The sequence below is a fragment of the Neisseria sp. 20925_1_37 genome (assembly GCF_041433255.1).
GTDB lineage: Bacteria > Pseudomonadota > Gammaproteobacteria > Burkholderiales > Neisseriaceae > Neisseria > Neisseria flavescens_D.
In genome coordinates this window covers 220,159-246,409 of the sequence record NZ_JAPWBC010000003.1, presented here as the reverse complement: position 1 = coordinate 246,409, position 26,251 = coordinate 220,159, and the positions used below count along the sequence as shown (strand labels likewise).

At 51.1% G+C, this 26,251-nt stretch carries 27 protein-coding genes and 1 other RNA gene; 9 read left to right on the top strand and 19 right to left on the bottom strand.

Annotated features, from left to right (window positions below; translation table 11 throughout):
* The 4 genes from O3661_RS04015 to O3661_RS04000 all read right to left on the bottom strand — a co-directional run.
* Positions 1-1,888 (bottom strand): M3 family metallopeptidase (locus tag O3661_RS04015; protein ID WP_371492366.1); only part of this gene is annotated, 1,888 nt, incomplete at its 3' end.
* A gap of 121 nt (positions 1,889-2,009) precedes the next feature.
* The gene (locus O3661_RS04010; protein ID WP_371492365.1) at positions 2,010-2,876 is read right to left on the bottom strand and encodes a hypothetical protein; all 867 of its coding nucleotides are present in this window, start codon (positions 2,874-2,876) and stop codon (positions 2,010-2,012) included.
* A gap of 71 nt (positions 2,877-2,947) precedes the next feature.
* The gene (locus tag O3661_RS04005; protein WP_371492363.1) at positions 2,948-3,811 is read right to left on the bottom strand and encodes a mechanosensitive ion channel domain-containing protein; all 864 of its coding nucleotides are present in this window, start codon (positions 3,809-3,811) and stop codon (positions 2,948-2,950) included.
* Positions 3,812-3,832: 21 nt separating this feature from the next.
* Positions 3,833-4,327 (bottom strand): restriction endonuclease, encoded by a 495-nt coding sequence (locus O3661_RS04000; RefSeq protein ID WP_371492362.1) that lies wholly within the window; start codon positions 4,325-4,327, stop codon positions 3,833-3,835.
* 288 nt (positions 4,328-4,615) lie between these two features.
* On the opposite strand from O3661_RS04000, the gene O3661_RS03995 reads away from it, so the two are divergent.
* Both O3661_RS03995 and O3661_RS03990 read left to right on the top strand, forming a co-directional pair.
* Entirely contained in the window at positions 4,616-4,951 is a 336-nt protein-coding gene (locus tag O3661_RS03995) for a hypothetical protein (RefSeq protein ID WP_063068286.1), read from the top strand.
* A 109-nt stretch (positions 4,952-5,060) separates the two neighbouring features.
* Positions 5,061-5,417, top strand: coding sequence for a hypothetical protein (locus tag O3661_RS03990; RefSeq protein WP_314596205.1), 357 nt, complete (start codon positions 5,061-5,063; stop codon positions 5,415-5,417).
* A gap of 89 nt (positions 5,418-5,506) precedes the next feature.
* On the opposite strand, the gene O3661_RS03985 is transcribed toward O3661_RS03990, so the two are convergent.
* Together O3661_RS03985 and dnaE are read right to left on the bottom strand one after the other, a co-directional pair.
* Positions 5,507-6,052: a cytosine permease gene (locus O3661_RS03985; RefSeq protein ID WP_314596203.1), complete on the bottom strand. Its 546-nt coding sequence runs from the start codon at positions 6,050-6,052 to the stop codon at positions 5,507-5,509.
* A gap of 172 nt (positions 6,053-6,224) precedes the next feature.
* Positions 6,225-9,659: a DNA polymerase III subunit alpha gene (gene dnaE, locus O3661_RS03980; RefSeq protein WP_371492361.1), complete on the bottom strand. Its 3,435-nt coding sequence runs from the start codon at positions 9,657-9,659 to the stop codon at positions 6,225-6,227.
* A gap of 165 nt (positions 9,660-9,824) precedes the next feature.
* Between dnaE and O3661_RS03975 the strand changes: the two genes are divergently transcribed.
* Both O3661_RS03975 and O3661_RS03970 read left to right on the top strand, forming a co-directional pair.
* The gene (locus O3661_RS03975; RefSeq protein ID WP_002221492.1) at positions 9,825-10,058 is read left to right on the top strand and encodes an RNA-binding S4 domain-containing protein; all 234 of its coding nucleotides are present in this window, start codon (positions 9,825-9,827) and stop codon (positions 10,056-10,058) included.
* Positions 10,036-10,254 carry a hypothetical protein gene (locus O3661_RS03970; protein WP_049336941.1) on the top strand — a complete coding sequence of 73 codons (219 nt, stop codon included), beginning with the start codon at positions 10,036-10,038 and terminating at the stop codon, positions 10,252-10,254. The genes O3661_RS03975 and O3661_RS03970 overlap by 23 nt, the downstream gene beginning before the upstream one ends.
* A 99-nt stretch (positions 10,255-10,353) precedes the next feature.
* On the opposite strand, the gene O3661_RS03965 is transcribed toward O3661_RS03970, so the two are convergent.
* Both O3661_RS03965 and yihA read right to left on the bottom strand, forming a co-directional pair.
* Entirely contained in the window at positions 10,354-10,815 is a 462-nt protein-coding gene (locus O3661_RS03965) for a PepSY domain-containing protein (RefSeq protein ID WP_225905463.1), read from the bottom strand.
* A 343-nt stretch (positions 10,816-11,158) separates the two neighbouring features.
* Positions 11,159-11,800, bottom strand: a complete 642-nt coding sequence (gene yihA, locus O3661_RS03960) for a ribosome biogenesis GTP-binding protein YihA/YsxC (RefSeq protein WP_049336942.1) — start codon at positions 11,798-11,800, stop codon at positions 11,159-11,161.
* A gap of 215 nt (positions 11,801-12,015) precedes the next feature.
* On the opposite strand from yihA, the gene O3661_RS03955 reads away from it, so the two are divergent.
* The 5 genes from O3661_RS03955 to rarD all read left to right on the top strand — a co-directional run bounded on the left by O3661_RS03955 (position 12,016) and on the right by rarD (position 18,288).
* Positions 12,016-12,639 carry a cytochrome c gene (locus tag O3661_RS03955; RefSeq protein ID WP_003684518.1) on the top strand — a complete coding sequence of 208 codons (624 nt, stop codon included), beginning with the start codon at positions 12,016-12,018 and terminating at the stop codon, positions 12,637-12,639.
* Positions 12,640-12,906: 267 nt separating this feature from the next.
* A complete protein-coding gene (locus tag O3661_RS03950; RefSeq protein WP_371492374.1) occupies positions 12,907-14,859 on the top strand; it encodes a cytochrome c biogenesis protein ResB in 1,953 nt (650 codons plus the stop codon).
* Positions 14,852-16,039 (top strand): c-type cytochrome biogenesis protein CcsB, encoded by a 1,188-nt coding sequence (gene ccsB, locus O3661_RS03945; protein ID WP_371492360.1) that lies wholly within the window; start codon positions 14,852-14,854, stop codon positions 16,037-16,039. Before O3661_RS03950 ends, ccsB begins: the two co-directional genes overlap by 8 nt.
* A gap of 99 nt (positions 16,040-16,138) precedes the next feature.
* Positions 16,139-17,209, top strand: a complete 1,071-nt coding sequence (tsaD, locus tag O3661_RS03940; RefSeq protein WP_371492358.1) for a tRNA (adenosine(37)-N6)-threonylcarbamoyltransferase complex transferase subunit TsaD — start codon at positions 16,139-16,141, stop codon at positions 17,207-17,209.
* Between the two features lie 176 nt (positions 17,210-17,385).
* The gene (rarD, locus tag O3661_RS03935; protein ID WP_371492357.1) at positions 17,386-18,288 is read left to right on the top strand and encodes an EamA family transporter RarD; all 903 of its coding nucleotides are present in this window, start codon (positions 17,386-17,388) and stop codon (positions 18,286-18,288) included.
* Positions 18,289-18,381: 93 nt separating this feature from the next.
* Here the strand turns inward: rarD and murU are convergent, their stop codons facing one another.
* From murU to O3661_RS03880, 11 genes are all read right to left on the bottom strand, one after another.
* Positions 18,382-19,077: an N-acetylmuramate alpha-1-phosphate uridylyltransferase MurU gene (gene murU / locus O3661_RS03930; protein WP_371492356.1), complete on the bottom strand. Its 696-nt coding sequence runs from the start codon at positions 19,075-19,077 to the stop codon at positions 18,382-18,384.
* Positions 19,078-19,163: 86 nt separating this feature from the next.
* Positions 19,164-19,664: a 4-hydroxyphenylacetate 3-monooxygenase, reductase component gene (hpaC, locus tag O3661_RS03925; protein ID WP_049322621.1), complete on the bottom strand. Its 501-nt coding sequence runs from the start codon at positions 19,662-19,664 to the stop codon at positions 19,164-19,166.
* Between the two features lie 10 nt (positions 19,665-19,674).
* A complete protein-coding gene (gene hpaR / locus O3661_RS03920) occupies positions 19,675-20,112 on the bottom strand; it encodes a homoprotocatechuate degradation operon regulator HpaR (protein WP_004520883.1) in 438 nt (145 codons plus the stop codon).
* Positions 20,113-20,450: 338 nt separating this feature from the next.
* Entirely contained in the window at positions 20,451-20,960 is a 510-nt protein-coding gene (locus tag O3661_RS03915) for a protein disulfide oxidoreductase (protein WP_371492355.1), read from the bottom strand.
* Between the two features lie 84 nt (positions 20,961-21,044).
* On the bottom strand, positions 21,045-21,437 hold the full coding sequence (rpsI, locus tag O3661_RS03910; RefSeq protein ID WP_003681515.1) for a 30S ribosomal protein S9: 393 nt from the start codon (positions 21,435-21,437) through the stop codon (positions 21,045-21,047).
* A 12-nt stretch (positions 21,438-21,449) separates the two neighbouring features.
* Positions 21,450-21,881: a 50S ribosomal protein L13 gene (gene rplM, locus O3661_RS03905; RefSeq protein ID WP_003684605.1), complete on the bottom strand. Its 432-nt coding sequence runs from the start codon at positions 21,879-21,881 to the stop codon at positions 21,450-21,452.
* A gap of 178 nt (positions 21,882-22,059) precedes the next feature.
* A non-coding RNA gene (gene ssrS / locus O3661_RS03900) (6S RNA) lies at positions 22,060-22,240 on the bottom strand.
* 8 nt (positions 22,241-22,248) lie between these two features.
* The gene (locus O3661_RS03895) at positions 22,249-22,551 is read right to left on the bottom strand and encodes a cell division protein ZapA (RefSeq protein WP_188213433.1); all 303 of its coding nucleotides are present in this window, start codon (positions 22,549-22,551) and stop codon (positions 22,249-22,251) included.
* 11 nt (positions 22,552-22,562) lie between these two features.
* A complete protein-coding gene (locus tag O3661_RS03890; protein WP_036494022.1) occupies positions 22,563-22,886 on the bottom strand; it encodes a hypothetical protein in 324 nt (107 codons plus the stop codon).
* A gap of 74 nt (positions 22,887-22,960) precedes the next feature.
* Positions 22,961-23,950, bottom strand: coding sequence for an NAD(P)H-dependent glycerol-3-phosphate dehydrogenase (locus O3661_RS03885; protein WP_107810433.1), 990 nt, complete (start codon positions 23,948-23,950; stop codon positions 22,961-22,963).
* Between the two features lie 135 nt (positions 23,951-24,085).
* Complete coding sequence (locus O3661_RS03880; RefSeq protein WP_371492354.1) at positions 24,086-26,245, bottom strand: polysaccharide biosynthesis tyrosine autokinase; 2,160 nt, start codon at positions 26,243-26,245, stop codon at positions 24,086-24,088.
* Positions 26,246-26,251 lie beyond the last annotated feature (6 nt).

Genomic DNA, 26,251 nt, shown 5'->3' with positions numbered 1-26,251 from the left:
CGTCGCTTTCTTCAAAAGCGGCGTAAGCGTCTGCACTCAAAACTTCCGCCCATGCGTAGCTGTAATAGCCTGCGGAGTAGCCGCCGGCGAAGATGTGGCTGAAGCTCAAGGCAAAGCGGTTGTATGCCGGCGGTTGGGTCACGGCGACTTCTTGGCGCACTTTGTCCAAGATTTGCGGCCATTCTTTCAGACGGCCTTCATCTTCCTGATGGTAGATTTCCATGTCGAAGAGGGCAAATTCCATTTGACGGACGAGGAACATACCGCGCTGGAAGTTTTTAGCCGCGTGCATTTTGTCGAACAGCTCTTTCGGCAATACCGCGCCGGTTTCTTCGTGCGAGGACATTTGCGCCAATACGTCGTATTCCCAAACGAAGTTTTCCATGAATTGGCTAGGCAGCTCGACCGCGTCCCATTCGACGCCGTTGATGCCTGATACGCCCACTTCGTCAACTTGGGTCAACAAGTGGTGCAGGCCGTGGCCGGTTTCGTGGAAGAGGGTAATGATTTCGTCGTGGCTCAAACGCGCTTCTTTGTCGCCGACCGGCGGGGTGAAGTTGCAGACGAGGTAGGCGGTCGGCAGTTGCAGCGTACCGTCGGCGAAACGGCGGCGGCCTTTGTAGCCGTCCATCCATGCGCCGCCGCGTTTGCCTTCGCGTGCGTACAAGTCCATGTAAACGCCGCCGATGGTTTGGCCGTCTTGTTTCAGCTCGAAATAGCGCACGTCTTTGTGCCAAACGGGGACGGTTTTTTCAGCCAGCTCGATGCCGTAGAGTTTTTTGATTTGGGCAAACAGGCCTGCCAATACTTTGCTGATAGGGAAGTATTTTTTTACTTCGGTTTCGCTGAAGGCGTATTTGGCTTGCCGCAGTTTTTCGGCGGCGTAGCTCAAATCCCAAGATTGCGGATCTTCGATATTCAGGCTCTCGCGTGCAAAGGCTTTGATTTCGGCAAAGTCTTTTTCGGCAAATGGTTTTGCGCGGCGGGCAAGGTCGTGCAGGAAGTTTAGAACCTGTTCGGGCGTATCCGCCATTTTGGTTGCCAGTGACAGCTCGGCGTAGGTTTTGAAGCCGAGCAGTTTGGCGGTTTTCAGCGCGTTTGCAAGCGTTTGTTCGACGTTTGCCGTGTTGTCGAATTTGCCTTCGTCAGACAATTCGCTGGCACGGGTAACGTAGGCGCGGTAGATTTGTTCGCGCAATTCGCGGTTGTCGGCGTATTGGATAACGGCGAGGTAGTGCGGAATCTGCAGGCCGATTTTGTAGCCTGTTTTGCCTTCGCTTTGCGCGGCGGCGGCAAACATGGCGATGGAGTCTTCGGGGATGCCGGCAAGCGGCGCGGCATCGTCAAAGTAAATGCCGAAAGCGTCGGTCGCGTCTTGGACGTTTTGTGCGAATTTGGCACCCAGTTGCGCGCCTTCGGTTTGCAGTTGCGCCAGTTCTGCCTGCTGTTCGGGCGGTAATTCGGCACCGCTGAGGACGAAATCGCGCAAGTCGTGGTTGAGCTTGGTTTGCTGCGCCGGGGAGAGGGTGTCGAATTCGGCAGAGTTTTTGATGATTTTAAAGCGGTTGTACAACTCGATGTCTTGACCGATTTCGGTAAAGAAAATAGTGATTTCGGGCATCAATTCGTTGTATACGGCACGCAGCTCGGGCGTATCGACCACGGAGTTGAGATGGGAAACCACGCTCCAAATGCGGCCGACGCGTTCGGTAATGTCGGTCAGTTTTTCGACCGTGTTGGCCCAGTCGGTGTGCTTTTGCGCTTTGATGGCGGCGATTTGTTCGCGTGCTTCGGCAATGGCGGTTTGCAGGGCGGGTTTAATGTCTTCGGTTTTGATTTGGTCGAAACGGGGTTCCTCGCCCAAGTGGAGCAGGACGTTGTCGCTCATATGGTTTCTCCTGAATAAGATGGATTCAGACGGCCTTTTGGCCGTCTGAAAAGAAAACGATAGGCGTTATATGGTGGCAGACAGGCAGAATTAAAGTGTTCCGCCTATCTATCAACCAATCTTATTCTGCGCCGCGTGGATTGGCGTACAATGGCGCAGCCAGCTCGAGGCGCATGGTGGTGCCTTTCGGGGCAAATACTGCATTGGCAATATTGGTTTGCAGGGATTCGGCAAACGAGCCGCGATACACTTTTGCGCCTTGGTGGGTCAGGTTGGATTGTACGTCGACGTATACGTCGCCGCCGATTTGACGCCAGAGGTGGCAGAAGGTGTAGTCTTCGGACAGATAGCGTTTGCTTTCAGGATCGACCATGCAGTCGAAGAAGCGGTAGTGCAGTCCTTTGTCTTCTCTGTTGTAGTCGCTGTCGGAGATGTAGTTCAACTCGGGGTAGGCTGCCATCATTTTTTCAAATACGCTGCGCTTGATAACCATGAAGCCGGTTGGTGCATCATGAACTTTCATAAAACCGTCTTCATCGACTTTCAGGACGATTTCGCCGTTTTCATTTTTTTCGCTGGTGTTGACGGTATAAGAAGTGTACATGCGCTCGAAGTCGGCTTGGGTTGTACCAGCCGGAACGCCTTCTTCAGGCCAGTTGTCGCGTTTGAGCGGGTAAATGCCTGCCACAACGTCTTTGTCGGCCAAGAGCAGGCGGTAGAATGAATCGGGAGAGAAGCCGATGTCGGAGTCAATCCAGAATAAATGCGTCCATTCTTTGTTTTCTAAGAATGTGGCCACGCAGTTGTTGCGCGCGCGCGTAATCAGGCTTTCGCCGCGCTGCATCATTACTTGCAGCGGCAGGCCGAGGGAGGCGTTGGTGTGGACGATGTTCAGAAGCGAGAGGGTGTAGTTGTGGAAATATTTGCCGTCATGGCTGGGGGTCATAATGACGGGATACATTTCGGCAAGGGCTGATTCGGGCAACATGACTTTTCCTTATTGTTGATTGTGAACTTCATTATTGTAAGGGATTTGATTGTATCAATAAACAAACCGTACTATTTTGTTTGGTTGATCAGTCGGTATTGCGTGCGTAAAAATTCGTCTAAGACGGCCTGTTGTATTTCCAGCCGTTTGGAAACGGGGGAGGCGAAGCGTACGATGATGTGGTACACCTTGTCATCATGCGGCACGCGGGACACGCGCGGCTGGGCGGCGGGGGTGATAAAGAGTTTTTGCGCTTGAACGTTTTCCAAATATTGTTGGATAACGGGAACATAGGCTGCGCACAACGGCTCAAGAACGGCTTTCAGACGGCCGATGATTTCGTCCGAATCCAAATGAATCGGTACGGGGATTTCCACCGTATGAATCACATAATTGCCCAAAATATTGTCGCGGCGTACGGTGTGGCTCAAAAGCAGGCTGTTGGGAAACGAGAGCGTTTTGCCGGAAAGTTGGCCAATCAACGGATTGGGGCCAATTTGCATCATCAGCGTGTTTAGCATATTGATATCGACCACCCGTCCGCGCAGGCCGTTGATTTCGATGTAGTCGCCGATGGAGTATTGTTTGGTTACCGAACGCAGGATGCTGCCGGACAAACACATAATCAATTCTTTGGTCGCCACCACAATCGCCGCGGCCACTGCAAACATCGACAAGGCCAAAGTTTGAATCTGCGCCGCCCAAATCATCGCCAGTCCGAGCAGGATCAGCAACATGGTCACGTTGCGGCTGAACACCAGCGAACGGCGTTTGTTTTCAATACTCAAATCCGGATGGCTGCGAAAATGCGCCGAGAGCAAGATGCTGCGCCCGGCAATGACGGCCACAATCATCAATACCGACATCAATGCCGATTTAATGATTTCTTCACTGACAGGCAAAGCGTTCAGCCATTCCTGTATGGTGTTCCACATAATGCTGTTTCCTTTCCCTTCTTAGGCCGTCTGAAAACCCACGCGTTCAAAAATTTCTGCCGCACACGCTTCCGATACCGCAAACAAAGTTGCCACGCTGCCCAAAGCCCGTTGCGTAGCCGCACTCAAATTATCACGGCACACTTCGCCCAGCCACTCAACCGGCCGTACCAGCGACATTTTCTCATCGTCCCATTGCGGACAATGCACCGCGCCGCCCGTAATCCTGCCAACCCGATAACGGCGCAGGGCAGGCGAGTAGGTCAGTACGGCATCTCCATCGGCCAACTCGTTGACAAACCGCCACATCTGAGCCGCACCCGATTGCGCCGTTCTCAACTTCACATCCGGCACGGCCGAACGGTAAATATCCGTCAGCTCCTCACGGCTAAAACCTTTTGCTGCCGCTTCGGCCAGCATGGGCCAAGCCAACGCCGCCACGCCACGCTCGAAAAATACGTCATAAAGCACACCTTGCGTGCTGCGAACCATATAAAGTCTGGCTTGTTTTCCCATTGCAGTACCTATTTGTTTGAAGAACCCATCCCTTTGTTTCCATGTTACCTGTTACGGCTGAAAAATTCGATATTTTACATTGCCGGAAGGGTTTGAAGTTCTCGCTGAAAATAAATGAATTATAGATGAAAGGCCGTCTGAAAAATAAAATAGGCTTATATATCAACAGATGATATATCGTAACAATATATTAATAACTGTAAAATTTTTTACGTTTGCATCAAAAAAAGATAAGATAAAAAATCAATCGCGAAAGATTGCTATTCACTGAACATTAGGAGAGAAAAAATGACCTGTAAAACCCACGAACATCATGACCACGTTCACGGCGCAAACTGCGGCCACACTGCCATCAAACACGAAGGCCACGTCGATTATCTGCACGACGGCCACCTGCACCATGAACACAACGGCCACTACGACGAGCATGCTCTGAGCGTCAATGAAACCAACCCTGACGGCTGCCATCCGGTTGACACCTGCCACGGCCACATTCACGGCGAAGGTTGTGGCCACGAAGCTGTACCGCACGGCGATCACGTCGACTACATCGTCAACGGCCGTCTGCATCACCAACACGGAGATCACTGCGACGACCACGGCCCGGTTGAAATCGTTAAATAAAACTGTTTTTCAGACGGCCTTTGATATGGGGCTTCTATAGAAAAAGGGGGTGTATTTTCACCCCCTTTTCATATATATTGTCGTACCCTACACTAAAACAGCCATTATTATGTTTGACATCATATTTGTATTGGTATTCGGCAGGCTCCAAGCCTCCGGAACACTGAATTTCCCCGATAGGCTTTATCCCATCTGGAAATGGGCGCTAGGCGCAGGCATGCTTTATGCCGTGATAGGGACAATGCTGGGATACGCTTTCTCCGGTTCCTTCTCCCTAGTCAGCTTTTTGCTGATTATTGTCTTGTCATCCACTTGGTTCTCTCTGTATTTCAAACTGTTGCGGCTTACCGCCTCAAAAACTGTACTGAACCAATGTATTTACTGGGTGCTTGGCATTGTTTCGGCATTGTCGTTCTCCTTTGTTGTGGGCTACCTTTCCTTATTAGTCAAAGGCTTTTTGCAGTAAACTTTTCAGATAATCTCCCTATACAATAAGGTCGTCTGAAAGCCTTCTATACAAGGTTTTCAGACGACCTTTGCTTTATTGGGGAACACTTAAAACCAATGCGGCAAACCGACAGCCATCAACACTGCCGTGATACATGCTAAGAGCGCGCAGATTTGCAGGGCTGTTGAGTTGGCTTTTGGGTAGCCCATCAGATTCGGTAGAGGGTTGGATGGCAATATCATGCCGTAGGCGAATTGAAGCAGTCCGCCCACCACCATAGGCAATGTGTATACCGGAAATATCAGGCTGATGGCGGCAAGTATGATGCTGATTCTGAACATCCATATCGCCGGATAATGCCCTTTTCCGGCATCATTGCACCGCTTTTCCAGCCAAGTGCTTTGATAGTGCAGTAGGCCGTAAAGGGCGATAGCAAAGACATACACTGCGCCTCCGACCTGTCGGCTGAGGCTGCATTGTTCCAAGCATGATTGGTTTATCCACAGCAATAGTGCGGACACTACACCTATGCCCAGCAAAATAGGCAGGTTTACTGCGGCAAAACGTGTACGGCTGACTCTGCGGTTGTCGAGGGGATCGGGCCTTTCATCGTACAGGATGAAGCCGTCGGGATCTTCGGGGTATGTGCTCATGATGTGGTGAGTGATGATTTAGTTGTAATGCGGTGTTGTTTTGTATTTTCAGACGACGTCTTTGAATTGTTTATCAAACGTCGTCTGAAAAACAAAGGTACAGCTTTGCATCTTATTTGGCGATGTAGTTTAAGCAGCAGCTTTCCGTCGTTGTTTCAGACGGCCTTTAGTGTTACCAATTCACGCGGACTGCCCTGCTGCCGAGCAATGTTTCCAGTTCTTCAAACAAAGCGGTGCTTGGCGTTACCATCCATTTTGGCGCAATTTTCAATTTGCCCGATGCTTTGCCGTTGCTGTACGACAGTTGCAGCGGGATGTGCGCCGTGTCGGGCAGGCGGTGGGCGGTGAGGATGGAGGCGAGGCGTTCGATGTCGTGGCCGGGGGCGAGGGCGAGGCTGAGGCTGCGGGCGTAGCGTTCGCGCGCCATTTGCAGGGTCATGACTTGGTTTGCCATGATGCGCAGCCCGTCGCCGCCGCCGTAGTCGTCGCGGCTGACTTTGGATTCGATAATCAGCACTTGGTCGGACTTGAGGTAGTCGGCGCAGTTTTCCAGCGTCTGGCCGCTGACCATAATTTCAATTTGTCCGCTCAAATCTTCGAGGCTGACGAAGGCGATTTTGCCGCGCTTGCCCATCATGGTGCGCACGGCGGTCACGAATCCGGCGAGGCGCACGCTGTCTTGCGGTTTCAGACGGCCTAATTTGGTCGGGGCGATTTGGCGGACTTCTTGGGCATACGGGCCGAACGGGTGGCCGGACAGGTAAAAGCCGATGACGGTTTTCTCTTCGGCGAGTTTTTCCGATTCGCTCCACATGGGCGCGTCGATGAGCTGCACCGGTTCGATGGCGTCTTCCATCATGTCAAACAGCCCGCCCTGATTGGCGTTGGCGGCTTTTTGGTCGGCGTTGTTCATGGCGAGGTCGATGTTTGCCAAGAGCATGGCGCGGTTGGGTTCGATGCTGTCGAATGCGCCGCCGCGTATCAGGGCTTCGAGGGTGCGGCGGTTCATGTGTTCTTTGCCGACGCGCTCGCAGAAGTCCAACAGGCCGGTAAACTTGCCGCCGCTTTGTCGCGCGGCGATGATAGATTCGACGGCGGCTTCGCCCGTGCCTTTAATCGCGCCGAGTGCGTAGCGGATTTTCATGTTCGGATACGGCGTGAAGCGGTAGTCGGATTCGTTGATGTCGGGCGGCAGGAACTCGATACCGTTGGCGCGGCAGTCGTCGTAGAAATGTTTGAGCTGGTCGGTGTTGTCCAATTCAGACGACATGGTCGCCGCCATAAATTCGGCGGGATAATGGGCTTTGAGCCATGCGGTCTGGTAGGAAATCAGGGCGTAGGCGGCGGCGTGGGATTTGTTGAAACCGTAGCCGGCGAATTTTTCCATGTAGTTGAAGATTTCGTCGGATTTTTCGCGCGAAATGCCTTGTTTCGCCGCGCCTTCGGCGAAGATTTCGCGGTGTTTCACCATTTCTTCGGGCTTTTTCTTACCCATGGCGCGGCGCAGCAAGTCCGCACCGCCGAGCGAGTAGCCGCCGATAATCTGCGCCGCCTGCATTACTTGTTCCTGATACACCATAATGCCGTAGGTCGGCGCGAGGATGCCTTCGAGCAGCGGGTGGATGTATTGGAATTCCTGCCCCTTCATGCGCGCGACGAAGTCGGGGATGTTGTCCATCGGGCCTGGGCGGTAGAGCGACACAAAGGCGATGAGTTCTTCAAACTTGGTGGTGTGCGCCGTTTTCAGCATTTTTTTCATGCCGGTCGACTCGAACTGGAACACGGCGGTGGTGTTTGCATCGCGGAAGATTTGGTACGCGGCCTGGTCATCAAGCGGAATCTTGCCGACATCGACGATGTCGCCGGTGGTGTTTTTGATGTTGTTCTGCGCCATTTCGATAATGGTCAGGTTGCGCAGACCCAAAAAGTCGAATTTCACCAAACCCACGTCTTCCACGTCGCCCTTGTCGTACATGGATACGGGCGAGGCGGATTCGTCCGCCTGATACACGGGGCTGTAATCGGAAATTTTGCCCGGCGCAATCAACACGCCGCCTGCGTGCATACCCAAACCGCGCGTCAGGTCTTCCAGCTTTTTCGCCAGTGTAATGAGTTCGTCCGCTTCTTCTGCTTCGATTAATTCCTGAATTTGCGGCTCGGCCTCCATGGCTTTTTCCAAACTTAGGGGTTTGTTGGCTTCCAACGGAATCAGCTTGGACAGTTTGTCGCACAGCATAAACGGCAGTTCCAGCACGCGTCCGACGTCGCGAATCACCGCTTTGGACGACATCGTGCCGAAGGTAACAATCTGGCTTACCGCATCCGCGCCGTATTTCTCGCGCACATATTCAATCACGCGGCCGCGGTTTGCCTGACAGAAGTCCACGTCAAAGTCAGGCATGGAGACGCGTTCAGGGTTTAAGAAACGTTCGAACAGCAGCGCGTATTTGAGCGGGTCGAGGTCGGTAATCTTCAATGAATACGCCACCAATGAGCCTGCACCCGAACCACGGCCCGGTCCTACCGGACAGCCGTGCGTTTTTGCCCAGTTGATAAAGTCTTGTACGATAAGGAAATAGCCGGGGAATTTCATCTGGATAATGATGTTCAGCTCAAAATCCAAACGTTCCTGATATTCCGGCATTTTTGCCGCACGCTCTGCCTCGTCGGGATAAAGCTGAACCATACGTTCCTGCAAACCCTCGTTGGACAATTTCACTAAATAATCATCCAGCGACAGGCCGTCCGGGGTAGGGAAGAGCGGCAGGAAGTTTTTGCCCAATGTGATGTGCAGATTACAGCGTTTGGCGATTTCCACCGTGTTTTCCAAGGCTTCAGGCAAATCGGAGAAACGTTCGGCCATCGTTTCCGGCGGAATGAAAAACTGGCTCGGCGTGAAATCGCGCGGACGTTTTTTGTCTGTCAGTACCCAGCCGCCTGCGATACACACCCGCGCCTCGTGTGCGTTGAAATCGTCGCGGCTCATAAACTGTGTCGGATGCGTCGCTACCACCGGCAAACCCAGTTCCTCTGCCAGCTTCACGCTGCCGGAAACGCAAGCCTCCCATTCAGGGCGTTCGGGCAGGCGTTGCAGCTCTAAATAAAACGCATCAGGGAACCACGCCGCATATTTCAACGCCGCCGCACGCGCTGCGTCTTCGTTGCCGTTCAAAAGATTCACGCCCACTTCGCCGTAATGCGCGCCGCTCAAGCAAATCAAGCCGCTGTTGTCGCCGTTTTCCAGCCATTCGGGATTGAGTTCCGCATGATGGATATTGCGGTCTTTGCCGACATAAGCTTCCGTCAAAAGCTCGCTCAAGCGCAGATAGCCCGCATCGTTGCGGATAATCAGCATGGCGCGAAACGGCTTGTCAGGTGCATTCGGATTGCCTATCCATACGTCCGCCGCGCCGATGGGCTTAATCCCTGCGCCGCGGCAGGCTTTATAGAATTTCACTAAACCGAATTCGTTCATCAAATCGCTGATGCCCAAAGCAGGTAAACCGTATTCCTGCGCTTTGGCAATCAGTTTTTTAATCCGCACCATACCGTCGGTAATCGAGAATTCGGTATGCAGGCGCAGGGGGATGTAGGTCGGCTCGGTCATGGCAAAATCGGCGTGAACAATAAAAGGCGTATTGTAGCAGGGTTGGCAGCTAAAGGCCGTCTGAAAACCAAATGTAATGGGGTTGAATAAAGCAAATAAAACAGAAGGGGGCTTTCTTTCAGACGGCCATGTTAAAATATCGCCATTATTGAAAAGGATTAAATGATGGAAGCAACTGTCTATCTTGAAGACAACGAATACATCGCTTTATGCGACTTGTTGAAACTGGCCGGCCTAGCCGAAAGCGGCGGACAGGCAAAAGCGTTTATCGCCGAAGGGCTGGTGTTGCGCAACGGCGAAACCGAAACCCGTAAAACCGCCAAAATACGCGGCGGCGAAGTGATTGAATTTGACGGCGCACGCTTGGAAATTGCCGATGGATACGACCCTGAAGAATAAAGCCGAAGCCATCTTGGGCGAACCGTTGTTAGACGAACCTATCCGCCCCGAGTCGTGGGAATGTTGCGGCAGCGAGTGCGGCGATGCCTGTATCCAGACAATGTATTGGGCGGAAAAAGCCCGCTATGATGCACAACGGCGGAAATTGAAAGAAGCAGGTTGGGTAGGCGGCGAAGATGAGACAAAGGCCGTCTGAAAACGATTGGCTTGATGTAAATCGTGTTTTAAATAATGCTGCATTAAAGCCAATGCCGTCTGAAAGTTTCAGACAGCATTGGCTTTTTTAAAGTTTAAATTAAGATTTTGTTACCTCGGAAGTGGTTGCATTTTCAGGTGTGCCAGGTGCAGCATCGGCAGGAGCCTGATAATCTGTATTTTGCGATGAAGAGGGCTCAGCATTGTCATGTTTATGATGCTTATCATGTTTACCAAAGTGTCGTTTGTCTTGATCGTCATCTTGTGCTACTGCCAATACTTTGCCGTTTTGAGCATCAACCAAAGCTTCGTATTCAACGCCGTCTTTCAAGATTTCTACTTTGTAACGGCCGCCCAAATGTTGTTTGTATTTGTAATCGACATCTTTAACGACGCCGCCCACTTCTGCTACCGCTGCTGCGGCTGCTTGCTGGCCGGAAACCTTTGCAAACATACCTTCTTTGAAAGCCATGGTACCTGCCGCACCGGCAACGCCCAAACTTGAAGCAATAATACCGGCAATGATGAGTTTTTTTGAAATAAAAGCGTTAATGCGTTTCATGATTTTCTTTCCTACTGTGTTGTTGAACGATGAATGCATTCTATGCCTCAACAATTAGCTGAACATGAGCAAAACGCTAAGATGTGTAATGGGTTGCAATACTAAAATTAACACTTTAATAATGGAGATCGAAGCCGCGTTTTCAGACGGCCTTGCTGATATGTTGTGATGGCATATTTGGCGCAGATTGTGGTTTGCGTGTGAAAACAAAAAAAGCGTGATGAAAAAAAGGGCATGTGTGAGACATGCCCCCGGATTAAATGGTAAATGCGATGGTGAGAAACCAAATGACAGAATAAGATTTGCGGTTGGTCAACTTATCTCATTCCGCCTTGTTTTACAATCACTCAGGCGATGTTTCGCCTGCAAGATTTTCGATTTCTTCGCGATGCGCGTCAAACCATGAGCCGACCACTTGATTGACTTCGTCCATACCTTGCTTTTTCAGGCTGGAGAACAGTTGAACGCTGATTTTTTGGCGTTCGGTGTAGGGTTTCAGTGATTTTTTTACCGCCGCCAAAGTTTTAATCTGGTCGTTTTTAGACAGCTTGTCTGCTTTTGACAGCAGGATATGCACAGGGCGGCCGGTGATGTGGAAAAAGTCCAGCATCTGAATGTCTAAAGCCTTGAGCGGATGGCGCGAGTCCATAATCAAAATCAGGCCGATCAGTTGGCGGCGTTGTTGCAGGTAGTCGCCCAAGAGTTTGACCCAGTGCGCACGGATGGCCTCCGGTACTTGCGCGTAGCCGTAGCCGGGCAAGTCGACCATGAAATTGCCGTTTTCCAGTTCAAAGAAATTGATGTGTTGGGTGCGGCCCGGTGTTTTGGAAACGTAGGCAAGGCGCACATGATTGGTTAAAGTATTGATGGCACTGGATTTTCCTGCATTGCTTCGGCCGACAAAGGCAATCTCGGCCGGCGTGTCGGGCAGGTCTTTCAGATGGTTGACCGTTGTAAAGAATTTGGCGTTTTGAAAAAGATTCATCAGTATTTCCTTGCATGGAAACAAAACTGCAACATCATAATTTGTATCGGGCATTTATGTTGCAGCAGTTTGGTAATTTGAGTAGTAATTTAATGTAAACTTGGTATAGAATAGCACGTTTATAGAATTATCGGTTTTAATCGGGAAAATTCCCCGGTATTTGAGTATAAAAAAGGCATTGACGCGGTACGCAATGCTGTAATCAGGAGCACTCCATGAAACGATTGACTTTATTGGCCTTGGTATTGGCTGCCGGTGCGGTTTCCGCTGCCCCTAAAGCAGATGCTGAAAAAGGCAAACAGGTAGCGACTACTATCTGTGCGGCGTGTCACGCAGCCGATGGTAACAGCGGTATCGCAACTTATCCTAAACTGGCAGGTCAGGCTGCGGCCTACACCTACGGTCAAACCATGGCCATCAAAGACGGTACCCGTACCCACGGTGCTGCCGGCGTGATGAAACCGATGGTGATGAACTTGTCCGAACAAGACATCCGCGACGCTGCCGCCTACTACGCTAAACAACAAGGCAAACCGGGCGAAGCCAATCCTAAAGAAAACCCAGAGCTGGGCGCGAAAATCTATCGCGGCGGCCTGAGCGCTAAAAAACTGCCGGCATGTATGTCTTGCCACGGTCCTAGCGGCGCAGGTATCCCTGGCGGCGGTACTGAAATCCAAGCCTATCCTCGTCTGGGCGGCCAACACAAAGCTTACGTTGTCGAGCAAATGAAAGCTTACCAATCCGGCCAACGCAAAAACGCCATCATGGCCGATATTGCCAACCGTCTGAGCGAAGAAGAGTTGAACGCAGTAGCCAACTTCATCCAAGGTTTGCACTAATTTCGTTTTGAAACGAGCTTATTGATACAGGCCGTCTGAAAACCCTTCAGACGGCCTTAGCCAATATAGGCCGATAAGCCTGATTGTTTTTTTCAAATAGCGACAGAAAGATTTTTACTACAATATGCAGTATTCTTCCTTTCGCATCACACGTCATTGCAGTCCGTTCTACCGATCGGGTTGCCCCAAGCCGACATTTGAGACATGAGTAAATCTTCATCATCCGTCCCACTTATCCGTAGACCATGGTTTGCCTTTTTCAGCTCCATGCGCTTTGCCGTTGCCCTGCTTAGCCTGTTGGGCGTGGCTTCGATTATCGGTACGGTCTTGCAACAAAATCAGCCACAAGTTGATTATTTGGTGAAATTCGGCCCGTTTTGGTCGCAGATTTTCGGCTTTTTGGGCCTGTACGACGTGTATGCCTCGGCGTGGTTCGTTGTCATCATGATGTTCTTGGTGATTTCCACCGGATTGTGCCTGATTCGCAATGTTCCGCCGTTTTTGCGCGAGATTCGTTCCTTCCGTGAAAACGCGAAGGAAAAATCACTGGCGGCAATGCGCCATTCCATCGTTTTAGACGGACAGGTAACGCCCGAAGTTGCGCAACGTTATTTGGAAGTGCAGGGCTATGGCTGCAAAACCGTTACGCGTGAAGACGGTTCGGTTTTGGTGGCGGCGAAAAAAGGTGCGATGAACAAATGGGGCTATATCTTTGCCCATGCCGCGCTGATTGTAATTTGTTTGGGCGGTTTGATAGACAGCAATATCCTGCTGAAAATCGGCATGCTCACCGGCCAAGTCGTGCCGGACAATACGGCGGTTTACGCCAAAGACTTTAAGCCCGAAAGCGTGTTGGGAGAATCCAACCTGTCGTTTAGGGGCAATGTCAATATTGCGGAAGGGCAGAGTGCGGACGTGGTGTTTCTGAATGCGGATAACGGCATGCTGGTGCAAGACCTACCGTTTTCGGTCAAATTGAAGAAATTCCATATCGACTTTTACGATACCGGTATGCCCCGCGATTTTGCCAGCGACTTGGAAATAACGGACAAGGCGACCGGCAAAGTCAGCGAACACACCATCCGCGTCAACCATCCTTTGACGCTGCACGGTATTACGGTTTATCAGGCAAGTTTCGCCGACGGCGGCTCGGACTTGACGTTTAAAGCGTGGAATCTGGCTGATGCCGACCGTACTCCTGTCAAACTCAAAGCAACTTCCATGCGCGAGTTTCCGCTGGATGTGGGCAAGGCTTCTTATAAGCTGGAATTTGACCAGTTTACTTCGATGAACGTCGAAGACATGAGCGAGCCGTCTGAAAAAGAGCAAAACCTGAAATCCGCCATCAATGATGTTCGCTCCGTCCGTCAAGAAGGCAAAAAATACACCAATATCGGCCCATCTATCGTTTACCGCATCCGCGACAAAGCAGGGCAGGCGGTCGAATATAAAAACTATATGTTGCCGGTAAAACAAGATGAAGACTATTTCTTCATTACCGGCACACGCAGCGGCTTGGCGCAGCAATACCGCTGGTTGCGCATTCCGATGGATAAAAACGGCCAAATCGATACCTTTATGGCTTTGCGCCAATATTTGAAAGACGACGCGGCACGCCGTAAAACCGTTGCCAACGCCGTCAAAGGCGCGCCTGCCGAAATCCGTGAACAATTCATGGCGGCGGCGGAAAACACCTTGTCGATTTTTGCCAAAGGCGGCTATTTGGCTTTGGACGAATTTGTTACCACCAACATTCCCAAAGATCAGCAGGAAAAAATGCAGGGCTATTTCTACGAGATGCTCTATGGCGTGATGAACGCCGCTTTGGAAGACACGATCAGTACATACAACCTGCCGGCTTGGCCGCAAGACGAAAAGCGCAACCGCTTCCTGCTGCATGCAATGGACGCGTACACCGGTTTGACCGAGTATCCTGCGCCGATGTTGCTGCAATTGGACGGCTATTCCGAAGTGCGCTCTTCCGGATTGCAGATGACCCGTTCGCCGGGGGAATTCTTGGTGTATTTGGGTTCGGTATTGCTGGTGTTGGGCACGGTATTTATGTTCTATATCCGTGAAAAACGTGCTTGGCTGCTGTTTTCAGACGGCCGTATCCGTTTTGCCATGTCTTCCAGCCGCAACGAACGCGACTTGCAGAAAGAATTTCCGCAACACACACGGCAATTGCAGCAGCTTGCCAAGGATTTGAACCATGAATAACAAACATCAGGCCTTGCCCGAGCATGAGCTTCTGACACACAAATCATTTATCCGAAACCTCAACCTCTTCGACTGGGCATTCGCACTGCTGATTGCCATCGGTGCGTTTATTGCCCAAACCCAAGCCGGTCTGCACATGGACATCTACGAAATGGTGATTTTGTGGGCGAGTGCCGGTATTGCCGTTTTTCTGGGTTGGTTTTTCAAACCGATGCGCTGGTTTATCCCTGTGGGTGTGTGCCTGGCGTATTTTGCCGTTGATTTGTATGGCGGCGATATCAAACGTGCAGACGGCTTCTTGCTCAAATACCTGTTAAGCAGCCAGTCGGCGATTATGTGGCAATGCGCGTTTGTGTTCTTTGCCTTGTTTGCTTATATCGTCGGCGCGATAGCGGCGGTGCGCAAAAATGTGCCGTCCAATACGCTTTTGGGCATGGGTACCGTGTTTGCGTGGGTCTCCGCGATGGCGGGCTTTGTCGGTTTGCTGGTGCGCTGGCATGAAAGCTATCTGCTGCGTCCCGATGCCGGCCATATTCCGGTTTCCAACCTTTACGAAGTATTCATCTTGTTCTTGGTCATTACGGCGCTGATGTATCTCTATTACGAAGGCCGTTTTGCCGTACAAAAACTGGGTGGCTTTGTCTTCAGCTTTATGGCGATTGTGGTCGGATTTGTCTTGTGGTACAGCGTTTCACGCGAGGCTCATGCCATTCAGCCGCTGATTCCGGCTTTGCAGTCTTGGTGGATGAAAATCCACGTTCCGGCCAACTTTATCGGCTACGGCGCATTCTGTATCGCTGCCATGCTGGGTATTGCCGAACTGCTGGCGCTCAGAAAAGAAGATGCGGGCAAAAAATCATGGCTGCCGCACTCGCAAGTCATTGAAGAAGTTATGTACAAAGCGATTGCTGTCGGTTTCTTATTCTTCACGATTGCCACTATTCTCGGCGCATTGTGGGCAGCCTCTGCGTGGGGTCGCTATTGGAGCTGGGACCCGAAAGAAACTTGGGCATTCATCGTTTGGCTGAATTACGCTGTTTGGTTGCATTTGCGGCTGGTGGCAGGCTGGCGCGGCAGGGTGTTGGCTTGGTGGGCAGTCATCGGCCTGGTCATTACCGCCTTTGCCTTTATCGGCGTGAATATGTTCTTGAGCGGTCTGCATTCTTACGGCACTTTGTAAACCGCTTATTCCGCACTTTATTTCAGACGGCCTTTTTCCGTTTTTGGAGAAAACGCCGTCTGAATCGTTTTTAATCATTTTTTCAGACGGCCTCAAACCATGTTGGTATTAGGAATTGAATCATCTTGCGACGAAACCGGCGTTGCGCTCTACGATACTGAGCGCGGCCTGTTGGCGCATCATTTGCACACACAAATGGCGATGCACGCCGAATACGGCGGCGTTGTCCCCGAATTGGCCAGCCGCGACCATATCCGCCGTGTCGTGCCGTTGACGCAAGGTTGCTTGAAGGAAGCAAGCGTAGGCTATGCCGACATTGACGCGGTTGCCTTTACGCAAGGCCCGGGCTTGGGCGGTGCATTGCTGGCCGGTTCAGGCTTTGCTAATGCGTTGGCATTTGCCATCGGCAAGCCCGTTATCCCCGTTCACCATCTTGAAGGCCATTTGCTCTCGCCCTTGTTGGCAGACGACAAGCCTGAATTTCCATTTGTTGCTTTGCTGGTGTCGGGCGGACATACGCAATTTATGGCTGTACGCGGTATCGGCGATTACACCTTGCTGGGTGAAAGTGTGGATGATGCGGCAGGCGAGGCATTTGATAAAACGGCCAAGCTCTTGGGCCTGCCTTATCCCGGCGGTGCCAAATTATCCGAGCTGGCCAAACTCGGTACGTCTGATGCCTTCACATTCCCACGTCCTATGCTCCATTCGCACGATTTGCAGATGAGCTTTTCCGGTTTGAAAACAGCCGTTTTGACCGCTGTCGAAAAAGTCCGCGCCGAAACCGGCAGCGATGAAATTCCCGAACAGACGCGTAACGATATTTGCCGCGCTTTCCAAGATGCGGTGGTTGACGTATTGGCGGCCAAAGCCAAAAAAGCGTTGTTGGATACCGGCTTCAGAACTTTGGTGGTTGCCGGCGGCGTGGGTGCAAACTGGAAACTGCGTGATGAATTCTCGCGCTTAACCGTTAAAATGCCGTCTGAAAAAGGCAAACCCAAACCTCAGGAAGAAAAAATCAACGTCTATTTCCCGCCGATGGCATACTGTACCGACAACGGCGCAATGATTGCCTTTGCCGGCGCGATGCGTCTTGCCGAGCGTCAGGCTGTCGGCGCATTCAATGTCAAGCCGCGCTGGCCGCTGTCGGATATTGTGAAGCAGGGCTGATGTATTAGACTGCTTCGATGCAATGAAAGGCCGTCTGAAAACCTGAAGACAGGGTTTTCAGACGGCCTTTAATGAAACGGATGTTTGCGGTAAAACTTCATTCAAAAAGATGAGTAATTTTTTCATCCGTTTTTTCTACAATATTAACTTTGATTGATTGCAAAAGGCCGTCTGAAATGACGAATTTATCCAAAGGTTTGCTGGCCGCGATAGCGTCCAATTTGTTGTTTTCCATGATGTTTCTGTACAGTATGTGGATGCGGCCGATGACGGGGACGGAGGTGTTTGCCTGGCGCATGGTCGCCATGCTGTCGGCTTTGTGCGTGCTGATGACGATGGTCAACGGTTGGCAGGCGGCAACGCGTTTTGCTTATGGCGTCGGCCGGGATTGGAAACGATGGCTGCTGATTGTATTGCCGACGCCGATATTTGCCAGCCAGTTGTGGCTGTTTGTCTGGGGGCCGGTCAATGGGGAAGGGGTAAACATTGCCATGGGTTATTTCCTGTTTCCTTTGGCGATGATGCTGGGTGGACGGATTTGGTTTAAAGAGCGTTTAAACCGATTACAGACGGTTGCCGTTGCGTTGGCATGTGCAGGCGTGGCATGTGAATTGGTGCGGTCGGGCGCGTTTTCGTGGACGACTGTATGGGTGTTCGGTACTTATCCGTTTTATTATCTGCTGCGCCGCAAGCTGGGCGTGCCTTCCTTAATTGGGCTGACCTTTGATTTGTTGATGATTACGCCGTTTGCGTTGGCGTATATTGTGCTGGCAACGGATACGCCGGCGATGATTGCGGCCAAACCGGTTTTAATCTTTTTTATTGTGTTGCTGGGTTTTAATAGTGCAATATCCATGCATTTGAATTTAAAGGCAAATCAGTTGCTGCCGGTGGCGGTGTTCGGTATGTTGAGCTATTTGGAGCCTGTATTGCTTTTTATTGTGTCGATTGTATGGCTGGGCGAGCCGGTGCAAAAAGGCGCATTGATCGGCTACGGACTGATTTGGTCGGGATTGTGCGTGATGATTGTCAATGGCTTGTTGGGAATGAAGAAAGAAAAGAAATTGGCTAAAGCTTGATGATAGATTGAGGCCGTCTGAAAAATGGGTTGACCAATATTTTCAGACGGCCTTTGATATTGAAAGGGACGTATCGGATACGCCTCTTTTGTTTTACCAGCTTTGGGCGATACGGTCGGCTTCTTGCAGGCGTTCGACTGTGCCGACGTCCAACCAAAGGCCGTTGTGGTGTTCGCCGCTGATTTGGTTTTGGCTCATTGCTTGACGCAACAGAGGGGCAAGCTTGGCAGCCTGGTGTGCCGGGGTATCTTTGAAAAGCGCGGGATGATAAACGCCCACGCCGCTGAAAGTCAGGGCTTGGCCGTCTTTTGATGAGGCGGATACCAAGCCGTCTGAAAGCAGGCCGAAGTCGCCTTCGGGATGATGGGGCGGATTGTCCACCAGCCACAAATGGGCGAGAAGGTTGTGTTCCTGTATGCGCTGGGCAGCCAGTCGTGCAGCTTGGAAATCAATGTCGGTCAATACGTCGCCATTGACGACCAAAAACGGCTCGTTGCCCAAAAGAGGCAGGGCAGTGGTAATGCCACCCGCGGTTTCCAGGCCTCCGGTACGTTCGGGAGAATAGGCAATGCGCACGCCGTAGGTTGAACCATCTTTCAAGGTGTCTTCGATTTGCTGGCCAAGCCAGGCATGGTTGATGACGATTTCAGTAAAACCGGCCTGCTGCAGGCGGCGCAAGTGCCAGCCGATAAGCGGTGTACCTGCTACTTCGAGTAAGGGTTTGGGCGTGTGGTCGGTCAGCGGGCGCATGCGTTCGCCGCGACCGGCGGCCAGTATCATTGCTTTCATGGGTGTGCCTATAATGTGTGAAACAGAAAAAGTCTCAGGCTGTCTGAAAAATGAAACCGATGTTTCAGACGGCCTGAGACCTTTATTTATGCCAAAGATTTGAATTGTCGACGGAAATACAGCAATGCCGGCGCTTGCGCGTCGGTATTGCGGATTTCGTTGATCTGAACGAAAAAGACGTAATGCGTGCCGATTTCGCGTTGATCGACAATGCTGCCGTGCAGGTGCGCCAGCGCTCCTTCGACTTCGAGCTGTCCGGTTTGCCCCCTATGCCAAATATGGTATTCGAAGCGTTCTTCAGGTGAGAGGTCGGTCAGTCCGGCAAAGTGTTCGGCAACATCCTGCTGGCTGTCGTTGAGTGTGTTGATGCACAAATCACGGTTGCCTTGCAGAATGGGAATGATGGCGGATTGGCGGTTGATGCACAGCATGACCGTCGGTGGCTCGTCGGTAACGGCAGTTACGGCAGTCATAGTAATGCCATAGCGTCCCGCTTCGCCGTCTGTCGTGATAACGTGCACGCCGGCGGCACAGGAGGCCATGGCATCTCGGAAGGATCTCTTGAGTGTGTGTGTTGAATCTGTCATCCGGCTCGCTTTATTTTAATGCCTGTTCGATTTTTGCCAGCTCTGCCAAGAGTTCTTTGAGTTGTGCCATTTTTTCTTTGGTAAGGACTTTTTCAATTGCGTCATAGCGCTCGTCAACCAATGCGCCGGTGGACTCATAGAGTTTCTCGCCTTCGGGCGTCAGTTTCAGGTAAACACGGCGTTGGTCGTTGGAAGGCTTCAGGCGCACGGCCAAACCTGCTTTTTCCAAGCGGGTCAGAATGCCGGTCAGGCTGGGACGGAGGATGCAGGCCTGATTGGCCAAGTCTTGGAAGTCGAGAGTGCCGTTTTCCGCTAAGAGCCGGATGATACGCCATTGCTGGTCAGTAATATTGGCTTGGTTCAGAATAGGGCGGAATTGGGTCATCAATGCTTCCCGTGCCTGAATTAGACCGATATTGATAGATGCATGTTTAGATTGGTTAGGCATTACTAAGTCTCCGGTGTTATCAAAAATCAAACCGTTGAAGCGTGAGGTAGGTTGATAAAGGCGATATTGCTGTTTTAAGGCTGCCGTCGGCAGCCGAGTCATGGGAACAAAAGCATCACTGCCACAATATTAGATGAAGATCTCTAACAGTTTGTTTTGATAATAATGTTTCCAATTGTTCTTATGGTTATATCTTAGTCTATTTTCTTTATAATCTCAACAAAATCATATGTTATTGGGAAAGAGATAGTTCATTTATTTATGAAATCGAATTGGTTGAATATATTCAGGTGAAATTATTCTTTAGATTCTCTATTTTTAGTGGATTTTCAATGAATTTAGCTGAAGATATTTGCCAAGTAAATTCTGATTTTTAAGCCGATATAACTGGAAAGTCCGGATGTGTGATGAATCATTTTGCCATCTTTTAATATGATAATGGTTGGAGTGACGGCTATGTTCCATTTTTGAGCCATTAGGCCGTCTGAATCATTGAAGTTTGGAAAGGATAGATTGTTTTGTTGCATATGGTGGGCAATGTCCGCGTCACTTCCGGAGCGCAAGGCTATGCCCAGTGTTGGGATATTGTCTTGGTGCAGCTTTTCTATGGTCGGCGATGTGTATGAACAAATACGACACCAGCTACCCCAAAAGTAAACAACAGCAACACGGTTCTGGCTGAAGGATTGAAGGGAAGTGGTTTGCCCATCGGTTAAAGTGATGGTTTGTGCTGCCGACTGCAAGGGTTGCTCAGGCTTGCGCACCCAGTCGACAATCAGGGATAAGAAGATGAAGATAATCACAGCCTGAAGCAATGATTTGGCGTAGTGGAGCAGGGTTTTCATCATATATTGCGGGGGATATTGAATTATCGTTTTATAAATGAAAAAAGCCTTGCAGAGCAAGGCTTTTGATTCGATCCTGGAAACGTATTAACGTTTGGAGAATTGTTTTGCGCGACGTGCTTTGCGCAAACCAGGTTTTTTACGTTCAACTTCACGAGCATCGCGAGTAACGAAGCCTGCTTGAGACAGAGCTGGTTTCAGGGCTGCGTCGAAGTCGATCAGGGCGCGGGTGATGCCGTGACGGATGGCACCGGATTGACCGGTTTCGCCACCACCGGTTACGTTAACTTTAATGTCGAAAGATTCGGCATTTTCAGTCAGAACCAGAGGTTGACGTACAACCATGCGGCTGGTTTCACGTGCGAAGAATTCGTCAACGGGACGGCCGTTTACGATGATTTGGCCGGTACCTTTAGTCAAGAATACACGAGCCACTGAACTTTTGCGGCGGCCTGTGCCGTAGTAGTATTTACCGTTCATGTCGTGTCCTTATTATTTCAGTTCCAAAACTTTAGGTTGTTGTGCAGCGTGGCCGTGTTCGGCGCCGGCGTACACTTTCAGTTTTTTGATCATGGCGTAGCCCAGAGGACCTTTAGGCAACATACCTTTTACGGCTTGTTCCAAAGCGCGGCCTGGGAATTGCTCTTGCATTTCGCGGAAAGTACGCTCGTAGATGCCGCCTGGGAAACCAGAGTGACGGAAGTATTTTTTGTCTTCGAATTTAGCACCGGTCACGCGCAGTTTGTCTGCGTTGATGACGATGATGTAGTCGCCGGTATCAACGTGAGGGGTGTATTCGGGTTTGTGTTTGCCGCGCAGACGGTGTGCGACTTCGGCTGCGACACGACCCAGAACTTTGTCTTCTGCGTCAATGACGAACCATTCGCGCTTCACCTCGTGGGGTTTTGCAGAGAAGGTTTTCATGGTTGGAATCCAGATATATATAGAAAGTTATGGATTTTAAAGAGGAGATTGGTTTTTGTCAATCTTAATCGAACGTGTTTGATGCATGAATATGCGGTTTTTTCAGACGGCCGGAAATCTTTACGAAAGTCTTTACTTAGAAAGGGGAAAGCCACACCTGTCGGTATGGCTTTTTTAGGGAATCCCCACGAGTGCCGTTTAGGCTGAATCCGCTTGAACCTTGCTGACAAGGCGGTCACCTCGGGTAGTTTCGGGTGCGTCCGATAAACGGACGCTCGCGCCCACTACAACTCCCGGCAACCTAAAGCGAACGTATTGGTTCAAAGGAATATATGCCTTCGCGAACACCGCAGGGAAAAGGGGGAAATCAGTTTTGCTCCAAGCGCGCCAGTGCTTTTTGGCACGCGTTGTTCATGTCGGTTATTTTACGCTCAAATTCACCGATTGCCAAATCGTCATTGAGGGTGGTTTTCAAGAGGTCGTGTACGACGTTGAGGGCTGCCATGACGATAATTTTGTCTGTGCCGACGATGCGGCCGCTTTCTTTAATCGCATCGCTTTTCTTGTTGAGCATTTCAACGGCTTGCAGGAGGGTGGCTTTTTCTTCACTCGGTGTGTTGATGGTGAAGTTGACATTCATGATGTCGAGATTGACTTGTTCGATACTCACGGGGCGTCCTTTTATTGTTGTGTTTCTTGGGGCAATCGGGCAATGAGGCTGCGGATTTGGTCTGCACTTTGTGCCAGCGCGTTGCGGTAGTTTTCTTTTTCGGCAGTCAGGTTGTCAATTTTGCTTTGCAGGTCTTCTTTGAGTTTGCCGACTTGAACCAGCAAGGCTTCGCTGAGTTCGTCAATGGCCGCGTCGTGTTGGCGTTTTTGTTGCTCTTGCTCGAGTTTGAGTCTGTCGATTTCTTCGTTGAGACGGCGGTTTTCTGAAACCAGCGTTTCAAATTTTTGGACAAGTTGGTAAACGTTGATTTCCAGATTGTTCAGTGATTGGTTCATGTGTTTCCCTTCAGACGGCCTTATGGCCGTCATGTCGTGCTTCAGGCCGTCTGAATGGCAGACGGCGCGACCGTTTATTCGAAGCGAGCGCTTCGTTCCATCAGGCGTTCAACGACTTGCTGCGGTGTCATTTCTTTGCGGATGAGTTGCAGCAGGGTTTGAGTGATGGGCATATCGATTTGGTATTTAGCGGCGGTGTTGAAGACTTCTTCAATGGTGCTGACGCCTTCGGAAACGTGGCCGATTTCGACAAGCACTTGATGCAACTCTTTGCCTTCTGCGAGGCCGAGGCCGACGCGGCGGTTGCGCGAGAGTGCGCCGGTACAGGTCAGGATAAGGTCGCCGATGCCTGCCAAACCCATCATGGTTTTGGGTTGAGCGCCCATGGCGATGGCAAGGCGGGTGATTTCGGCAAGGCCGCGTGTTACTAAGGCTGCGCGTGCGTTGAGGCCGTATTCGAGGCCGTCTGAAAGGCCGGTGGCAATTGCCATGACGTTTTTAACGGCACCGCCCACTGCGACACCGATGACGTCGGTGCTGCCGTACAGGCGCATTACGTTGGTGTTCAGTTGGGCAGTGGTTTCTTCCACCCAGTCTTTGTTTTCGGAAGCAAGAACGACGGCGCAAGGCAGTTGGGCGGCCAGTTCTTGGGCAAAGCTCGGGCCTGAGAGAACGCCGATTTTTTTATTGTTAGGCAGGACTTCTTTCAGTACTTGGAAAGTCAGGAGGCCGGTATCTTGTTCAAAACCTTTGCAGGCGGCGAGAACGGGAATATCGGCGGCGTTATGCTGTTTGAGCAGTTCGGCGCTGCTTCTGAGGCCGGCTACGGAGGTAACGATCAGGGCAAGTTGGCTGTCTTTCAGCGCTTCGCCCAAATCGGCGTGAACGGTCAGGGACTCAGGGAAAGGGAAGCCGGGCAGGCCGCGTTTGTTTTCGCGATCTGCTTGCAGGGTGCGGATTTGGTCGGGATTGCGTGTCCAAAGGGCAACTTCATTGTTGTGGTGCGCAAAGTGCAACGCGAGAGCTGTACCCCACGAACCTGCGCCGATGACGGTAATTTTCATGTTTCTCTTCCATATGGGAACGGGGCTTACTTTAAAACAAACGGCTTTGGGGTGCAAGGGCGGAGTTTGTGAAAAATATTTTGTGCCGTTTAAAAAGCCTTAGGCCGTCTGAAAGTTCAGACGGCCTGCTTCGGTTTATGATTTATTGTTACCGGAATGGTAGGCATCGTAGGCGTAGTAGTCGTAGCTGTTGTTGGCTTCGCGCTTCATGCCGTTGAGGACGACACCTTTGATGTTGATGTGATTTTGTTTGAGGCGTTCGACGCTGGCCTCAAGCTCTCGTGCACGCGTGTGCGCATAACGGCTGATCATCAGGACGGTGCCTGCATGTTGGCCGATGATGACGGCGTCGGTCACGGCCAATACGGGCGGCGTGTCCAAGATGACGTAATCGTAGCGTTGGCGCGCGTGGGCGAGCAACTCGTTGAAACGGTTGTCCATCAAAAGCTCGGACGGATTGCTAGGATAGCTGCCGTTGCTGATGAGGTGGAGGTTCTCAATGCCGGTCTCTTGTACGGCTTTGGCCGGAGCCGCTTTGCCGTTGAGGATATCAGACAAGCCGAACTCGGGGGTAAGGCCGAAGAGTCGGTCGAGGTAGCCTTTGCGCATATCGGTATCGATGAGCAGAATACGTTTGCCTGACTGCGCCATTACGGTGGCGAGGTTGGCGGAGATAAAGGATTTGCCTGCTTCAGGCGCGGCACCGGTAATCATGAGGACGTTGTTAGGCGCATCCAGCATGGAGAAGTAGATATTGGTGCGCAGGGCGCGGATGGCTTCGACGGCCGTGTCGGCGCGGTCTTCGCTGGCCAGCAGATAGTTGGAACGGCCGCCGGTTTTTTTGAATTTGTTTTTGAAGAAGTCGCGTTTTTGCTGGGTTTTGGAATGCGGAACAAGAGCGACGACTTCCAAATTGAGGTTTTCGATTTCTTCGGATGAAGTAATGCCGTTTTTCATGCGGTTGCGAATCATCAGCCACAAAGCGGTCAATGAACCTGCGGCAAGTGCGCTCAAGAGTGTGATGACGGCTTTACGCGGTGCAACGGGGTTTTCAGGGACATAGGCATAATCGACGATGCGGACATTACCTTGCGCGCTGGCTTTCATGATGTTGAGTTCTTGTTGTTTGCTCAACAGTTGGACGTAGGTAGCCTGGTTGGTTTCTACGTCGCGGGTCAGGCGGATAACTTCTTGTTGGGTATTCGGCAACTCGGCGATTTGTTGGTTGATTTTGTTTTTAGCGCGCTCGAGAACGGAGAGTTTGTCCAATACGGCTTTATAGGAAGGGTGTTCCGGCGTGTACAGCTCGGCCAAGCCTGCTTCTTCGGTTTTGAGCAGGGTAATTTGGGTTTCGATGCCGGTCAGGCTTTCCAATGCGCCTTTGGACTCGAGCGGAATGTCGAGGGAGCCTGATTGTTGGCGGTAGGCATTGAGTTTGTTTTCAGCGTCTTGCAAGGTTTCTTTCAAGCGTGGCAATTCTTCGCTGATGAAGGCCAAACCGCTGGATGCAACTTGGACGTCGCGTTCGCGGTTTTGCGCAACGTAGTTGTCGGCAATGCTGTTGAGGATGACGCTGGTACGTTTAGGGTCGGTGCCGGTAAAGGCAAGGTTGATGATGGGGCTGGTTTTACCTTTGCTGATGACCGCCAGTTTGTTTTGGATGTTTTCGATGGCACTGATGCGGGAGAACTTGGTCAACGCAAATTCTTGACCCGGATTGGCCAGTATTTGATCGATTTTGAGGGTGGTGTGATTGTTGATTTTCAGAGGCACGCCGACCTTGCCTTCGACGACGCGTTTGTCAGGCAGGGTAAGGGTATAGGCTTTGTTGCTCTTGGCGGTCAGCGTGAAGGTTTTGTTGAACCATTCGTCTTGTACGGTAAAGCTGCCGACGGTCAGTTTGGGATCGGGGTCGCCGCTGATGTTGTGCATCAGGCTGCCGATAACGGGTGTGTATTTGGCTTTGACTTCTTGGTCAAGCTGAAGGTCGTCAACGGTTTTACCCAGCACCAGGCGTGATTGAACCAACTCGACTTCTGCTTCAGACGGCGTGGTTTGGTTGTTGAAGATGCTGTTGATTTCAGTCAGGATTTGGTTTTGTCGCGTTTCAATTTCCAGCATGGCGTCGGCACGGTATTGCGGAGTGGATGCCAGGCTGAAGGCTGCGCCAAGAATACCGCCTGCAAGCAGGGCGGCGAGGATTTTGTATTTATTTGTCCAAATTACTCGCAGCTGTTGGCCGAAGTCGATTTCGTCGTTGTCTGCGCTGTAAGGTGTGTAGGTCGTTTTTTTCATTGCTTG

Excerpts from the sequence above, each read along its gene's own strand:
- O3661_RS04010 (WP_371492365.1), bottom strand. The coding sequence starts at position 2,876 with ATGTTGCCCGAATCAGCCCTTGCCGAAATGTATCCCGTCATTATGACC.
- O3661_RS04005 (WP_371492363.1), bottom strand. The coding sequence starts at position 3,811 with ATGTGGAACACCATACAGGAATGGCTGAACGCTTTGCCTGTCAGTGAA.
- O3661_RS04000 (WP_371492362.1), bottom strand. The coding sequence starts at position 4,327 with ATGGGAAAACAAGCCAGACTTTATATGGTTCGCAGCACGCAAGGTGTG.
- O3661_RS03995 (WP_063068286.1), top strand. The coding sequence starts at position 4,616 with ATGACCTGTAAAACCCACGAACATCATGACCACGTTCACGGCGCAAAC.
- O3661_RS03990 (WP_314596205.1), top strand. The coding sequence starts at position 5,061 with ATGTTTGACATCATATTTGTATTGGTATTCGGCAGGCTCCAAGCCTCC.
- O3661_RS03985 (WP_314596203.1), bottom strand. The coding sequence starts at position 6,052 with ATGAGCACATACCCCGAAGATCCCGACGGCTTCATCCTGTACGATGAA.
- dnaE (WP_371492361.1), bottom strand. The coding sequence starts at position 9,659 with ATGACCGAGCCGACCTACATCCCCCTGCGCCTGCATACCGAATTCTCG.
- O3661_RS03975 (WP_002221492.1), top strand. The coding sequence starts at position 9,825 with ATGGAAGCAACTGTCTATCTTGAAGACAACGAATACATCGCTTTATGC.
- O3661_RS03970 (WP_049336941.1), top strand. The coding sequence starts at position 10,036 with ATGGATACGACCCTGAAGAATAAAGCCGAAGCCATCTTGGGCGAACCG.
- O3661_RS03965 (WP_225905463.1), bottom strand. The coding sequence starts at position 10,815 with ATGAAACGCATTAACGCTTTTATTTCAAAAAAACTCATCATTGCCGGT.
- yihA (WP_049336942.1), bottom strand. The coding sequence starts at position 11,800 with ATGAATCTTTTTCAAAACGCCAAATTCTTTACAACGGTCAACCATCTG.
- O3661_RS03955 (WP_003684518.1), top strand. The coding sequence starts at position 12,016 with ATGAAACGATTGACTTTATTGGCCTTGGTATTGGCTGCCGGTGCGGTT.
- O3661_RS03950 (WP_371492374.1), top strand. The coding sequence starts at position 12,907 with ATGCGCTTTGCCGTTGCCCTGCTTAGCCTGTTGGGCGTGGCTTCGATT.
- ccsB (WP_371492360.1), top strand. The coding sequence starts at position 14,852 with ATGAATAACAAACATCAGGCCTTGCCCGAGCATGAGCTTCTGACACAC.
- tsaD (WP_371492358.1), top strand. The coding sequence starts at position 16,139 with ATGTTGGTATTAGGAATTGAATCATCTTGCGACGAAACCGGCGTTGCG.
- rarD (WP_371492357.1), top strand. The coding sequence starts at position 17,386 with ATGACGAATTTATCCAAAGGTTTGCTGGCCGCGATAGCGTCCAATTTG.
- murU (WP_371492356.1), bottom strand. The coding sequence starts at position 19,077 with ATGAAAGCAATGATACTGGCCGCCGGTCGCGGCGAACGCATGCGCCCG.
- hpaC (WP_049322621.1), bottom strand. The coding sequence starts at position 19,664 with ATGACAGATTCAACACACACACTCAAGAGATCCTTCCGAGATGCCATG.
- hpaR (WP_004520883.1), bottom strand. The coding sequence starts at position 20,112 with ATGCCTAACCAATCTAAACATGCATCTATCAATATCGGTCTAATTCAG.
- O3661_RS03915 (WP_371492355.1), bottom strand. The coding sequence starts at position 20,960 with ATGATGAAAACCCTGCTCCACTACGCCAAATCATTGCTTCAGGCTGTG.
- rpsI (WP_003681515.1), bottom strand. The coding sequence starts at position 21,437 with ATGAACGGTAAATACTACTACGGCACAGGCCGCCGCAAAAGTTCAGTG.
- rplM (WP_003684605.1), bottom strand. The coding sequence starts at position 21,881 with ATGAAAACCTTCTCTGCAAAACCCCACGAGGTGAAGCGCGAATGGTTC.
- O3661_RS03890 (WP_036494022.1), bottom strand. The coding sequence starts at position 22,886 with ATGAACCAATCACTGAACAATCTGGAAATCAACGTTTACCAACTTGTC.
- O3661_RS03885 (WP_107810433.1), bottom strand. The coding sequence starts at position 23,950 with ATGAAAATTACCGTCATCGGCGCAGGTTCGTGGGGTACAGCTCTCGCG.
- O3661_RS03880 (WP_371492354.1), bottom strand. The coding sequence starts at position 26,245 with ATGAAAAAAACGACCTACACACCTTACAGCGCAGACAACGACGAAATC.